This is a genomic window from Novosphingobium sp. fls2-241-R2A-195, from assembly GCF_030209485.1.
GTDB lineage: Bacteria > Pseudomonadota > Alphaproteobacteria > Sphingomonadales > Sphingomonadaceae > Novosphingobium > Novosphingobium resinovorum.
The window spans coordinates 1-12,719 of record NZ_JARVRY010000015.1 but is presented as its reverse complement, the minus strand read 5'-3'; the positions used below and the strand labels follow the sequence as shown (position 1 = coordinate 12,719).

Annotated in this window: 11 protein-coding genes; 6 read left to right on the top strand and 5 right to left on the bottom strand. The window is 64.3% G+C overall.

Annotated features, from left to right (window positions below):
* Window positions 1-17: 17 nt before the first annotated feature.
* Both QRN25_RS12500 and QRN25_RS12495 read right to left on the bottom strand, forming a co-directional pair.
* Window positions 18-431, bottom strand: a complete 414-nt coding sequence (locus QRN25_RS12500) for an organic hydroperoxide resistance protein (RefSeq protein WP_285019770.1) — start codon at window positions 429-431, stop codon at window positions 18-20.
* A gap of 25 nt (window positions 432-456) precedes the next feature.
* On the bottom strand, window positions 457-1,728 hold the full coding sequence (locus tag QRN25_RS12495) for an epoxide hydrolase family protein (RefSeq protein ID WP_285019769.1): 1,272 nt from the start codon (window positions 1,726-1,728) through the stop codon (window positions 457-459).
* Between the two features lie 215 nt (window positions 1,729-1,943).
* On the opposite strand from QRN25_RS12495, the gene QRN25_RS12490 reads away from it, so the two are divergent.
* A complete protein-coding gene (locus QRN25_RS12490; protein WP_285019768.1) occupies window positions 1,944-3,035 on the top strand; it encodes a redoxin family protein in 1,092 nt (363 codons plus the stop codon).
* 93 nt (window positions 3,036-3,128) lie between these two features.
* Complete coding sequence (locus tag QRN25_RS12485; RefSeq protein ID WP_285019767.1) at window positions 3,129-5,957, top strand: ATP-binding protein; 2,829 nt, start codon at window positions 3,129-3,131, stop codon at window positions 5,955-5,957.
* Here QRN25_RS12485 and QRN25_RS12480 read toward each other — a convergent pair.
* The gene (locus tag QRN25_RS12480; RefSeq protein ID WP_285019766.1) at window positions 5,926-6,807 is read right to left on the bottom strand and encodes an SDR family NAD(P)-dependent oxidoreductase; all 882 of its coding nucleotides are present in this window, start codon (window positions 6,805-6,807) and stop codon (window positions 5,926-5,928) included. The genes QRN25_RS12485 and QRN25_RS12480 overlap by 32 nt on opposite strands.
* Before the next feature lie 32 nt (window positions 6,808-6,839).
* Window positions 6,840-8,264: an aldehyde dehydrogenase family protein gene (locus tag QRN25_RS12475; RefSeq protein WP_285019765.1), complete on the bottom strand. Its 1,425-nt coding sequence runs from the start codon at window positions 8,262-8,264 to the stop codon at window positions 6,840-6,842.
* Window positions 8,265-8,356: 92 nt separating this feature from the next.
* Here QRN25_RS12475 and QRN25_RS12470 point away from each other — a divergent pair, with 92 nt between their 5' ends.
* The 4 genes from QRN25_RS12470 (at window position 8,357) to QRN25_RS12455 (ending at window position 11,180) form a co-directional block, all read left to right on the top strand.
* The gene (locus tag QRN25_RS12470) at window positions 8,357-9,265 is read left to right on the top strand and encodes a LysR family transcriptional regulator (protein ID WP_285019764.1); all 909 of its coding nucleotides are present in this window, start codon (window positions 8,357-8,359) and stop codon (window positions 9,263-9,265) included.
* Window positions 9,266-9,380: 115 nt separating this feature from the next.
* The gene (locus QRN25_RS12465; protein WP_285019763.1) at window positions 9,381-9,899 is read left to right on the top strand and encodes a TetR/AcrR family transcriptional regulator; all 519 of its coding nucleotides are present in this window, start codon (window positions 9,381-9,383) and stop codon (window positions 9,897-9,899) included.
* Window positions 9,868-10,932, top strand: a complete 1,065-nt coding sequence (locus QRN25_RS12460; RefSeq protein WP_350224252.1) for a quinone oxidoreductase family protein — start codon at window positions 9,868-9,870, stop codon at window positions 10,930-10,932. The genes QRN25_RS12465 and QRN25_RS12460 overlap by 32 nt, the downstream gene beginning before the upstream one ends.
* A 35-nt stretch (window positions 10,933-10,967) precedes the next feature.
* Window positions 10,968-11,180 carry an SDR family NAD(P)-dependent oxidoreductase gene (locus tag QRN25_RS12455; protein ID WP_285019762.1) on the top strand — a complete coding sequence of 71 codons (213 nt, stop codon included), beginning with the start codon at window positions 10,968-10,970 and terminating at the stop codon, window positions 11,178-11,180.
* Between the two features lie 226 nt (window positions 11,181-11,406).
* Here the strand turns inward: QRN25_RS12455 and QRN25_RS12450 are convergent, their stop codons facing one another.
* Complete coding sequence (locus tag QRN25_RS12450; protein WP_285019761.1) at window positions 11,407-12,141, bottom strand: GGDEF domain-containing protein; 735 nt, start codon at window positions 12,139-12,141, stop codon at window positions 11,407-11,409.
* Between the last annotated feature and the right edge of the window lie 578 nt (window positions 12,142-12,719).

Sequence of the window (12,719 nt, the reverse complement as noted above, 5' to 3'; positions counted from 1 at the left end):
GGACGTTTCCTTTCTCTTCAGGCCAGGGCCACGACGGTTTCGATGTTGCCCTTCACCGCCTTGGAATAGGGGCAGGTGCGATGCGCCGCCTCGATGATCTGGCGCGCGAGTTCGGGAGCGAGGCCCGGCACATGAATGTCGAGGCGCGCCGCCAGCGCATAGCCGTCCGCGCCGTGACGTAGTTCCACACGTGCGTCGATCGCCAGCGCTTCGGGAAGATCAACGCCCTTCGCCTGGGCAGCGATCGCCATCGCCCCCTCGAAACAGGCCGACCAGCCCGCGGCGAACAGCTGTTCGGGATTGGTGCCCGCGCCCGAAGTGCCGGGGGTGGACAGCGTGAGGTCGAGGCGTCCATCGGAACTGCGCGCGGCCCCTTCGCGCCCTCCGGTGACATGGACATGGGCGGTGTAGAGGGTCTTGGTGTCGGTCATGGGTCTTCTCCTTGGAACAGAGGGGTCAGCGCAGGGAACGGAAGGCGGCGCGCACTTCGCGGGAGAACAGCTCTGGCTGTTCCCAGGCGGCGAAATGGCCGCCGTCGCTCGCTTCGTTGAAATAGAACAGGTTGGTGTAGCAGCGCTCCGCCCAGCTTCTGGGCGCGCGGAAAATCTCGCCGGGAAACACGCTCACCGCGACCGGCAGGTCGATCACCCCGCGCGCGTTGAAGTTGTTGGAGTGGTCCTCCCAGTAGATCCGCGCCGCCGATGCGCCCGTCGCCGTCAGCCAGTAGAGCGACATGTCGTCGAGGATCGCGTCACGGCCCAGCACGCGTTCAGGCTGTCCGTCGCTGTACGTCCATTGCGCGATTTTCTCGTACATCCACGCGGCCATGCCGACAGGCGAATCCACCAGCGAATAGCCGATGGTCTGCGGGCGCGTGGTCATCATCGCCGCATAGGCGGCATTATCGCGATAGAACGCTTCCAGCTGGTCGAAGGCCCCGCGCTCCTTCGCGGAAAGGCCGACGGGGGCCGGATCACCTGCGGCAAGGGTACGAGCGATGTCGGCGGGCACCACGGCAGGCATGTTGAGATGTATGCCCAACAGCCCCGGCACTTTCTGCAAGGCCATGCGCTGCGAGATCACCGAGCCGCAATCGCCGCCCTGGCTGACATACCTTTCGTAGCCCAGCCGCAGCATCAGCGACGACCACGCCCGCCCGATGCGGTCCGATCCCCAGCCGGGCACCGTCGGCTTCGCGGAAAAGCCGAAGCCCGGGATGGAGGGAATGACGAGGTGGAATGCATCGTCCGCGCTGCCGCCATGTGCGGTGGGGTCGGTGAGCGGAGCGATGGCGTTCAGGAACTCCAGGATCGACCCCGGCCAGCCATGGGTGAGGATCATCGGCAAGGCATTCTCGTGGCGCGAGCGCACGTGAATGAAGTGAATGTCCTGACCGTCGATCTCGGTCATGAACATCGGCAGGGCGTTGAGCCGAGCCTCAACCTTTCGCCAGTCGTAGGCACCGGCCCAGTAGCTCATGAGCGGCTGCAGGGTCTGGCGGCGCACGCCCTGCCCGTCGTCGCTCACTGGCTGGGGATCGGCCCAACGCATCTCTGCGATGCGGCGCTTCATCGCGGCTATGTCAGAGCCGGGAATGGCGATGCGGAACGGGCGCACGCTGCCTCCTGCCGTCGCCGCGCGGCTAATGCCGGGCACAGCGGCCATCGCTCCGGCCAGGGCGGTTGCAGCAACGAAGCTGCGCCGGGATGTGGCATTTCCTGCAAACATAAATCTATCCTCCACCGATCATCCGATCCGATGGCGGCAGGATATGAGCGATGCCGGCAAGACGCCCGTTAGCTTGCGTAATGCGGTGTTAGCGCCTGATGATGCCCGCAGCTGTCAGGTGCTAACGCCACCCGTCAGCATCTGGCGTGAAGCTTCGCCCATGGCGCCGTAGATCTCCTGCAATCGAAAGATGCAGAACCGAAAGGGCTCCCGCCATGACTACGAACCGCTCCATAGGCTTCATCGCTGCCGCCCTGCTGACGGCCGCTGGCACGACCGCAGCGTGCTGCCGCGAAGCCATTGCCACGACACTGGCCGATAAGGACGCCATCGCTTCCGCCCCCGCCGATGCCACGCCCCGCCCGCTGCAGGTTTTTCAAGGCGCCAGACCCTGGCTGGAAGGAACCGCGCCATCGCTGCGAGGCAAGGTGGTTCTCGTCAACTTCTGGACTTATTCCTGCATCAACTCCTTGCGGGCGCTGCCCTATCTGCGCGCATGGAACGAACGGTACGGGGACAAGGGGCTCCAGATCGTCGGCGTCCATGCGCCCGAGTTCGCCTTTGAACACGACCCGGCCAAAGTGCGCACGGCCACACAGGACCTGGGCGTGGATTACCCTAATCTTCAAGACAACGACTATGCCGTCTGGCAGGCTTTCGGAAACGAAGGCTGGCCCGGTTTCTACTTCATCGACGCCCAGGGACGGGTGCGGGGCTATCGTGTCGGTGAAGGCAATTATGCCGAGGCGGAAGGCCTGATACGCAAACTGCTTGCCGAAGCCGGTCATGACCTGTCGGCCGTTCCCCTTGCTCCGATCGCTTCGACGGGGGTGGAAGCACAGGCGGACTGGTCACAGCTACGCTCTCCCGAGGTCTACATCGGCTATGCCAAGGCGGAAGGGTTCGCGGCTTCCAACAGCCCCGCGCACGATTCCCCGCGCGTCTATGAGCCCGCGTCCTCGCTTTCCCTCAACCATTGGGACCTTACCGGAAGCTGGACCGTGAAGCGTGAATTCGCCCTGCTGGACAAAGGGGACGGCGCCCTCCGTTTCCGCTTTCACGCTCGCGATGCCCATGCGGTCCTGGGCGTACCTGCCGATGGACAGCCGGTCCGCTTCCGGGTGACGATCGACGGCAAAGCGCCCGGCGCCGATCACGGCACCGACACCGACGCCGAGGGGTGGGGCGTGATACGCCAGGACCGCCTCTACCAGTTGGTGCGCCAGCACGGCCCGATCGTCGATCGCACGGTGCGCGTGGAGTTCGCCCGTCCGGGCATGCGGGCCTATTCGCTCACCTTCGGGTGATCCGGGCCGGTTCTCGATCCGCGATTGCCCCTCCCCTGCCTGGCGACCATCGTATAGGTAGCCGCATCCCGCCTCCTTGCGGCAGGATAGGGCATGGCATCGGGGCAGATCGGCATAGTGACGGAATTCGAAAGTCAGGGCCTTGGCGAACGGATCGCCTTCGGGCGTTTCTGCGTCCATCCCGGCAAACGCCTTCTCACGCGGGACTCACAGCCGCTGGAGATCGGCGGGCGCGCTTTCGATCTTCTCATGGCCCTGATCGAGCAACCGGGGCGCGTCCTGTCCAAGCGCGAACTGCTCAAGCGCGTATGGCCTGACGTCGTCGTGGAGGACGGCAGCCTGCGGTTCCATATGGCGGGCCTGCGCAAGCTGCTGGGCGAAGGTTCGGACGGCGGCGACGCCCGCTTCATCGCCACGCAGGTAGGGGTGGGCTATGCCTTCGTGGCTCCCGTTGAGCGGCTTGGACTGGAACCGCCGCTGCCGGATCGTGCCGCCGCCATACCAGCGCCGCCCGAGGCGCAGATCGGCGGGACAACCAATATCCCTCCGCCGCTGCCGCACCTTATCGGCCGCGAACGAGACCTCGATCTGCTGATCGCCCGCGTGGCCGACATTGCGCTGTTCACCGTCGTCGGCCCGGCCGGCGTCGGCAAGACCTCGCTCATGATCGAGATCGGGCACCGGCTGACCGCGCAGTTCAACGGCCGGGCCACCTTCGTTGATTTCAGTATGTTGGAGAACCCGGCGCTCGTCCCGACGATGATCGCGGGAGCCATGGGCATATCGGTGCAGAGCGGCGATCCGGCCGCGGCGATCATCGGCCATTGCGGCAGCGACCCGTTCCTGCTCCTGCTCGACAACTGCGAACATGTGATCGACGAAGCCGCCCGGATCGCCGAGCGCATCGTCGAACAGGCGCCGCACGTCCGCATCGTCGCGACTTCGCGCGAGCCGCTGCGGGTTCGCGGCGAGCACGTCCATCGGCTCGATGCACTCGATTATCCGCCGGACACGGACGCACTTACGCGCGAACAGCTGCTGGCCTACCCCGCGCTCCAGCTGTTCCACGAACGCGCGCGCGCTGCCGACAGTGCCTGGGAGATCGACGGAAGCGAGGCCCGTCTGATCGCGGACATCTGCCAGCGACTGGACGGCATGGCCTTGCCGATCGAACTGGCCGCCGTGCGCGCCGCCACACACGGCATCGCCGCCACCGCCCGGCAAATCGGTGAGCGGTTCAGCCTTGCATGGTCGGGCCGCCGCACCGCGCAGCCGCGCCAGCAGACCCTGCGCGCGGCGCTGGACTGGAGCTACGATCTGCTCTCCTCGCAGGAGCGGGTCGTGCTCGACAGGCTGGCGGTCTTCGTCGGCCCGTTTTCGGTCGATGCCGCGCTGGACGTGGTGTCCGACGCCGCGATCGGTTCGGACGAGGCTGCCATCGCGCTGGACGAACTTGCCGCCAAATCGCTCATCTCCGCCAATCGCGTTCGCGGCGCGGGCACGTACCGGCTACTGGAAATGACCCGTGCCTACGCGCGAGAGAAGCTGGCTGCACGCGGCGCCGACGATCATCGCACGGCCACTCGCCGCCATGCCCTGTTCTTCCTCTCGGAACTGGAAGCCCTGGCCGCGCAGGACAGCGCCGCATTCCAGGACGCCCGCGCCCTGCGCCCGCAACTCGGCAACATCCGCAGCGCGCTGGACTGGAGTTTCGGGCCGGCTGGCGACATCGGCCTCGCGGTGCGGCTTGCTGCGGCGAGCATGCCGGTGTTCCTCAATCTCTCGCACCTTGCCGAATGTCGCACCTGGGCGACCCGCGCGATCGCCGCGCTGGAACCGGCCCAGCGCGGCACGGTGGTCGAACTGGAATTGCAGGCCTCGCTGGGCATCGCCTTGATGTTCGCGCACAGCAACAGCCCCGAAGTGGGCAAGGCGCTGACCCGTGCGCTCGACGTCGCAGCCCTGATCGAAGACCATCGCAGCAGGCTGGGCATTCTGGCGCGGCTGCACATCTTCCATGAGCACGTCGGCGACTATGCCCGGACGATGGCCTGTGCCGAGCAAGCCATCGCCGTTGCCCAGGCGCTGGCCGACCCGGAGGCGCTCGCGATCGCCTACTCGCTTTCGGGCATCTCGCATTACCAGACAGGCGACCAGATCAGCGCCCGCCGCGATCTGGAACTGGCGCTGGAGAATAGTTCCGCCTCGCAGGGCGGCCGCTCGGTCGTCCACGGTTTCGACCATCGCAACCGCGCGAGCATAGCGCTGGCCCGCGTATTGTGCCTGTCGGGCGAGCCGGAGGCGGCGCGGCGCCTGGCGGAACGGACCGTGGCGGAGGCGGCCGCTCTCGACCATCCGGTCACGCATTGCATCGCACTCATCTGTTCGATGTCGATCGACGTGTGGATGGGCGCGTTCACCCGCGCCCGCGAGACCTTGCCGGTCCTGCGCGATTGCGCAAGGGCCCATGCCCTGGCCCCGTATATCGCGGTGTCACAAGGCTTCGACGGCGAACTGGCACTGGAATTCGGAGGTCACGCCGAGGCGGTGCAACTGCTGGAGGACAGCCTCCGGCAATTGCACGAAGCCCGATATGAACTGCTCACCACGCGCTTCTCGCTGGCGCTGGCGCGGGGCCTGGCCGCTGTGGGCAGGCTCACCGACGCGCGCCGGGTGGTGGACACATCGATCGCACGATGCATCGATAACGGCGAACGTGTCGCCCTGGCCGAACTGCTCAGGATCAAGGCCGCCGTCGCCAGCGCAGCGGGCGCCGTGGATGAGGCGCTTGCGCTGCTGGACGAGGCCGCGGCCATCGCCCGGTCGCAGGGCGCTCGCGCCTGGGAGATGCGCGTGGCCGCCGACCGGGCCGGGATGCCGGCCGGCGCGATCAGTCCGGGCGGTCCGGCAGCAGCGCGCTGAGCGCCTCGCCTTCGGGACCGCCGAAAACGGTCGCGCTGCTGACGTCCAGCCACCGCGCATGCGCAGCGCCGCGCACTCCTTCCGCCTCGTCGAACGAAGCCAGCGCATCCGTGCCCAGCACCAGGTGGGCTGGCACATCCTCGCGCCTGGCCAGTTCGAGGATCACCTGCGCGATGCGGGCCGGGTCTCCCACCTCGTTGCCCGCGTAGGCCCTGATCCGCGAGAGCGTCGGGCCCACGCTGTCGGCGTAGTCGGGCAGCACTGCCTCGGCAGCGCCGTGGCCAGCGGTCTGCGCCCAGTCCGTCCGCATCCCGCCCGGTTCGAGCGCCGTGATCCTGATGCCGAGATGGGCGACTTCGGCCCGCAGCACTTCGGTGAAGCCGCCGACTGCCCATTTCGCCGCCTGATAGGCCGACACGCCGGGCGTGCCCACCCGTCCGCCAACGGACGAGACGTTGAAGATGTGTCCTGCGCGGCTGCGTCGCATGAACGGCAGCACCGCGCGAGTCATGTTGACCACGCCGAACAAGTTGGTCTCCACTTCGGCGCGAAAATCGGCAGAGGACTTCTGCTCGAATGCCTCGAAGTGGCCATAGCCCGCGTTGTTCACCAGTACGTCGATACCGCCGAAGACCGCGACGGCAGCGGCAGCGGCCTCGGCAGTGCCCGTCTCGTCGGTTACATCGAGCGCGAAGGGCTCGAGGCGCTCGCCGTAAGTGATCTTGAGGTCAGCAAAGCTGGCCACATCGCGCGCGGTGGCGAGCACATTGTCGCCGCTTTCCAGCACAGCCGTCAGGACGGCGCGGCCAAGGCCGCGCGCGCTTCCGGTGATGATCCAGGTTTTGGTCACGTCACTTCCTTTCGATAGTAGCGCGGGAGTATTCAAAGGGCAGGCTTCAGGATGGCGCGCGGCTCAAGGAACGCGTCGAGGCCATAGGCCCCGATCTCGCGCCCGAGGCCGGATTGCCTGAAGCCGCCGAACGGTGCGTGGGGATCGTGCGGCGCGCCATTGATGACGACGCGCCCGGCCACCAGCTGCCGCGCGACCCGTATCGCGCGATCCTCGTCCGAGGACAGGATGTAGGCCTGGAGCCCGAAGTCGGAATCGTTTGCAATCGCCACGGCATCGGCCTCGTCGTCATAGGCGATGACGCTCAGGACCGGGCCGAAGATCTCCTCTCGGGCGATGCGCATGGTGTTCGTCACGCCGGTGAAGATCGTCGGCCTGGCGAACCAGCCCCTGTCCAGTCCCTCGGGCCGTCCCTCGCCGCCGGTCAGGAGGCTTGCGCCCTCTTCCTGCCCAAGCCGGATGTAGGACTGCACGCGCTCCCAGTGCGCGGCGTTGGCGAGCGGGCCGATACGCACTTCAGGGTCGCCCGGGGCACCGACCCTGAGCCGTTCCGCCTCCCGCTTCAGCCTTGCGATGATCTCCGCAAAGCGCGAACGGGGCACCAGAATGCGCGAGCCCGCGACGCAGGCCTGGCCACTATTGGCGAAGCCGCTTATCAGCGCGACGGGGACCGCGGCGTCCAGATCGGCGTCGTCGAGGATGATCGTCGGGCTCTTGCCGCCCAGTTCCAGCACCAGCCGCTTCATCGTCTCCAAGGCGCTGCGCTGGATGATCCTGGCCGCTGGGGTCGATCCGGTGAAGGTTATCAGCGCCACGTCCGGGTGCGCGGTCAGCGCTGCGCCGACCTCCGGCCCGGTGCCGTTCACGACATTGAGCACGCCCCTCGGCAACCCCGCTTCATGCAGGCATTCCAGCAGCACCTGAGTCTGGATCGCGCTCTGCTCGGCGGGCTTGATGACGATGGTCGATCCCGAACCGATCGCATGCGCCAGCTTGGTGGCGATGAAGCCGAAATTACTGTTCCACGGCGTGATCGCGCCGACGACGCCCAGCGGCAGCATCGTCACCGCGCTTGAACCCGCCGTCCGTTCGAAGGCATAGTTCTGGACTGAAGCGGCCATCACTTCGAAGATCGAGGCGGTGTTCTGCACCGAGAAGCCGGAAAAATAGGCCGGCGCTCCGTATTCCTCGGTCATCGCGGCGAGAAGATCGGCGCTGCGAGCTTTCACCGCCTCGCGCAGGCGGTGAAGCATGGCGATCCGCTCCGCCTTCGAGGTGCGGGCCATGGCCGGAAAAGCCCGCTTCGCAGCCGCTACCGCGATACGCAGATCCTCCACGTCTCCCAGTCGTACCATGCCTATCCTGGCTTCGGTCGCCGGATTGAAAAGGTCGAGGCATCGGGTGCCGTGCGGCGTCACGAAGGCGCCGTCGATGTAGATCCTGGCGATATTGCGCATTGTCGTCTCCATTCGTCATCGACGATATGGCGCACGCCTCATGATCCGATTAGAAGCGCAATCGTAGACAGGCTGATGAGAGATATTGCGCAATGCCGAAGGCCAGTCTTGCCGAATTGGAAGCCTTCGCCACGGTCGCACGCAGGGGCGGCTTTCGCGCCGCCGCACGCGAGTTGGAGGTTTCCTCCTCCGGCCTGAGCCACGCGATCGCCGCGCTGGAAGAGCGCATGAACGTGCGGCTGTTCAACCGCACCACCCGCAGCGTCGTGCTGACCGCAGCAGGTGCGCAGTTCCTGGAGGAAATCCTCCCAGCCCTTGCTGCGATTGACGGCGCGATCGAAAATGCCGGAGAGCACGTCGGCGAGCCGTCCGGCGTGCTGCGGCTGAACATGGCCGCTGGCGCTGGACATTTCATAATGGAGCCGCTGATCCGGGAGTACCTGAGCCGTTTCGCCCGGGTGCAGGTGGAGATCGTCACCGAAGCCGCTCTGGTCGATGTCATCGGCAAGGGCTTCGATGCAGGTGTCAGGCTGCTGGATGCCATTCCGCCGGACATGATCGCGGTTCCCATCATACCGGACCTTCGCTTGGTCGTGGTCGGCGCGCCGGCCTATTTGCAGAGCCGTGCACCGCCCCTCGTCCCGCGCGACCTGCTGTCGCATGACTGCATCCGCTACCGTCTGGGCAGCGGGCGCATCTACCATTGGGAATTCGTACGAGACGGCGAGCGGATCGAACTGGATGTGCCCGGTCGCCTCATCGTCGATGACAGCGGCCTGATGCTCGACGCAGCCCTGAACGGCATGGGACTGGCCTACCTAGCGGAGCAAACCGTAGCGCCGCACGTCGAGGAAGGACGGCTGACCCGGCTTCTGGCAGACTGGATGCCAGCGGAACCGCCCTTGTGTCTCTACTATTCGGGGCGCCGCCAAGTCCCCGCCAAACTGCGCTTTTTCATCGATCTTGTCCGCAGCCATGCCAAGGAACTGAGACGTGCCTGACAGCGGCCTCGTTGCATCCTTTCGGTGATACTTGACTGATCGTTCCATAACCCCTATCTCGCACAGTATGGCAAGACCAAGGGAATTCGATCAGGACAAAGCGCTGAGCGCGGCCATGGCGGTATTCCGTGAATATGGCTTTGAAGGGACGTCGGCCGGGATGCTGGTCGAAGCGATGGGCATCGGGCGGCAAAGCCTTTACAACACGTTTGGCGACAAATGGCAGCTCTACCAGATGGCCCTGCGCCGTTATGCTGCCGACGAAACGGGCGAGCATATCGCCATGCTGCAAAGCAAGCCAGGTGCTCTCGATGGCATAGTGTCGATGGTAGATCGCGTCGTCGCCAATGCCCGGGATGCCTGCTTGGGGGTCGGCTCGATTTGCGAGTTCGGCCGCAGCCGCCCGGAACTGGTCGCAATCCGCGACACGGCTGACCGTGCCATGCGGACGGTCCTGACCGCTACCATAGCGCGGGCGCAGGCCGAGGGTGACGTGGCGCTGGATTTGGCGGCCGATATCATAGCCTCATTCATCGTCATGAGCTTCTCGGGTTTGCGGATCGCCGCGCGCGCCGGCGCAAGTGACGAAGACTTGCGTACGCTTGGCGATCTGGCCTTGCGCGCCTTGCGATAGACGCGGGCGCGCCTTTTTATTTGCTCTATTTTGGAATGATTGTTCAATAAAGGAAGCTGACATGCAGGCGATTGTGATGACCGGAACGGGAAGCGCGGATGTGCTCGAAATGGTGAATTTACCAGAACCGCATCCGGCGCCCGGTCCGGGCGAGGTTCTGGTTCGGATTGCCGCTGCGGGCGTCAATTTCATGGATATCGGCGTCCGCCAGGGCATGGCCTGGACGGAGATGCCCAACCCCAAGATTCTGGGTGTGGAAGGCGCGGGACGCATCATCGCGGCAGGGCCCGACGTTTCCATGGCGGTGGGCCAGCGTGTCGCTTGGGTCTACGCGCCTGGTAGCTATGCAGAGCATATCATGCTGCCCGAAGCGGCGCTCGTGACAATCCCTGACGGAGTGGACGACAGAACTGCAGCTGCGATAATGATGCAGGGGCTCACGGCGAGCCATTTCGCCACCGATTTCCACCCTGTGCAAGCGGGTGAAATCACCCTCGTCCATGCGGCTGCCGGGGGGCTCGGGCTGCTGCTGACCCAGATCATCAAGATGCGCGGAGGGAAAGTCATCGGCCGCGTCTCGAGCGCCGACAAGGTGGCAATCGCCATGGAAGCGGGCGCGGACCATGTCATCGTTGACGCCGACGGCGATTTCGCTTCGCAGGTTCTGGCACTGACCGGCGGCGAAGGCGTGCATGTGGTCTACGACGGATCAGGGCCGACGACGTTTCAGGGATCGATCGATTCCCTGCGCCGCAGCGGTACGCTCTGCTGGTACGGCCCCGTTCTGGGCGGCCCCGGCCCACTCGACATCATGAGCCTGCCGCGAAGCATCAAGCTCGGCTACGCGACTTTCTTCGACCATATCCATAGCCCCGAATTGCTTTGGAAGCACGCCGCGCGCCTGTTCGATTGGGTCGTGCGCGGGGATCTTAAGGTCCGGATAGGCGGCATCTATCCACTGGCGGATGCCTCCCGCGCGCACCGCGAGATGGAGAGCCGGGCAACCACCGGCAAGCTGCTGCTGATCCCCTGATTTTCCCAAGCATCATTTTCCAGAAAGGAACTGCCATGAATATCGAACCCAATACCAAGACGGCTCTTGTCTTCGGCGGATCACGAGGCATCGGAGCCGCTGCCGTCAAGCGGTTGGCGCAGGACGGCTATGTCGTCGGCTTCACATATGCCAATAGCGAAGAGCAGGCCACGGCACTGGTCGAGGCTATCGCCAAAGCACGTTGTGGAACTGTCCCTCTCGCCCGCGCCACGACGACAGAAAAATGACCGTGAACGTCACCGAGGCCAGTACGCTGCACAGGCGCAAAGTTGGAAGATCGATTGAAGATAGCATGTCCGGCTGCTGGCATACGCTGGATTGGTTAAGAATGGTTCCAACTTTACTCACTCGCCGCCAGACTTGATGGCGCCGCACTTCTGATGCGTTGAATTCTGGTTTGGTGATGAATGAAGCGGCGCCGCCGATCGAAGCCTCTCAGCTGGCAGATATTACCTAGCGGTTATAGCGCCAGCTTCCGGCCGCGAGATCTTTGGCGGAATACAGTGCGCTGTCCGCCACGCAGAACGCGGCGTGCAGATTATGTTGAGCTGATGCGCCAAGACTGCAGGTTGGTGTCCAGGGCAATCGCGTCAGTGCCGCCGTCACAACTTCATGTATTTCGCGCGACTTCTTTTCCGCGGCCGCATTGTTCCGAACCATCAAACAGAAGGCGAATTCACTGCGGCCCAGTCTTGCGGTTGCATCACAAGGGCGGAGCACTCCGCTGAGCGTCTCGGCGACAACAAGCAGGGTTTCGTCCCCGGCCGAATGCCCGTGCCGAACATTGATCATTTTGAAATTATCCAGCTCGATCAGACCACACAGCATCACCCGGTCGCCTCGCCCGCCCATAAGCGACAGCTTGCGGCTTTCGATCAGGAATGATCGGCGATTTCCCAGACCAGTCAATGGATCAACGCGGGCATGCTGCCGCTCCCGATTGAAAACGCGGCGGAATGCTCCTGCCAGGAAGATCATTAAGATGGATGTGCATATGCGCATCCCCACATTCCAGAATGCAATGGCAGTGGGAATTGTCGAAGCTTGTGCTGAAAAGCTATCTCCGAATCCATTGATCAACACAGTGGCTGTTGTTGCGAGGCATGCGGCCAACAGGGCAGGACCACGGCCAACACACCATGTGGTGAAACATAGCATCAGCAGATAGAGACCGGTCAGGGAAACCATCCGCCCGGTGCCTGCATCTGCGACCAAAACTACCCCCCATAAAGCCGCGACCAGAGGCAATGCTTGGCGCCGAGGCAACTCGACGGACCAGTCAAGGACGCGCTCGAGAGGCGTCCCCACAAGCGGGAAGTCTGTTGTGCTCGAACCAAACGGCATGGACACGACTCAAACCCAGAGTTGGGAAATTTTCTGTGGCAATGAGACATTGGTTCAATTGAAAAAAGGTTGCTGGCCAGCTTTCAGAGCAAGAAATAATTGAATGTGCCTGAAACCAGGATCGAGGAGGGAGAGAAATCTGCTTCGATCGAGGGTTGAACGCCCCGGCCAGGCCCCTACTCGCGATTCCCATGCCCAAGGCAGCTCAGATCCGCGTTGTCTAGCGCTAACGCAGGATTCGCGATCCTTACGCGAATAATCAGCCGCTTGATTTATGCCTCATAGAAATCGTTGAGCACTTCTCGGCCGGGAACGAGGCAACACCCACATAGAGACGGCGCACCTGTTCTTGCCAGAATTGGCCTGGATGTCGCGCGGCGATCTGGATGAGAAAGCGCGACAATCAAGATGAGAATCCGGTG

Coding starts and splice junctions, on each gene's coding strand:
- QRN25_RS12500 (WP_285019770.1), bottom strand. CDS start 431: ATGACCGACACCAAGACCCTCTACACCGCCCATGTCCATGTCACCGGA.
- QRN25_RS12495 (WP_285019769.1), bottom strand. CDS start 1,728: ATGTTTGCAGGAAATGCCACATCCCGGCGCAGCTTCGTTGCTGCAACC.
- QRN25_RS12490 (WP_285019768.1), top strand. CDS start 1,944: ATGACTACGAACCGCTCCATAGGCTTCATCGCTGCCGCCCTGCTGACG.
- QRN25_RS12485 (WP_285019767.1), top strand. CDS start 3,129: ATGGCATCGGGGCAGATCGGCATAGTGACGGAATTCGAAAGTCAGGGC.
- QRN25_RS12475 (WP_285019765.1), bottom strand. CDS start 8,264: ATGCGCAATATCGCCAGGATCTACATCGACGGCGCCTTCGTGACGCCG.
- QRN25_RS12470 (WP_285019764.1), top strand. CDS start 8,357: ATGCCGAAGGCCAGTCTTGCCGAATTGGAAGCCTTCGCCACGGTCGCA.
- QRN25_RS12465 (WP_285019763.1), top strand. CDS start 9,381: ATGGCGGTATTCCGTGAATATGGCTTTGAAGGGACGTCGGCCGGGATG.
- QRN25_RS12455 (WP_285019762.1), top strand. CDS start 10,968: ATGAATATCGAACCCAATACCAAGACGGCTCTTGTCTTCGGCGGATCA.
- QRN25_RS12450 (WP_285019761.1), bottom strand. CDS start 12,141: ATGGTTTCCCTGACCGGTCTCTATCTGCTGATGCTATGTTTCACCACA.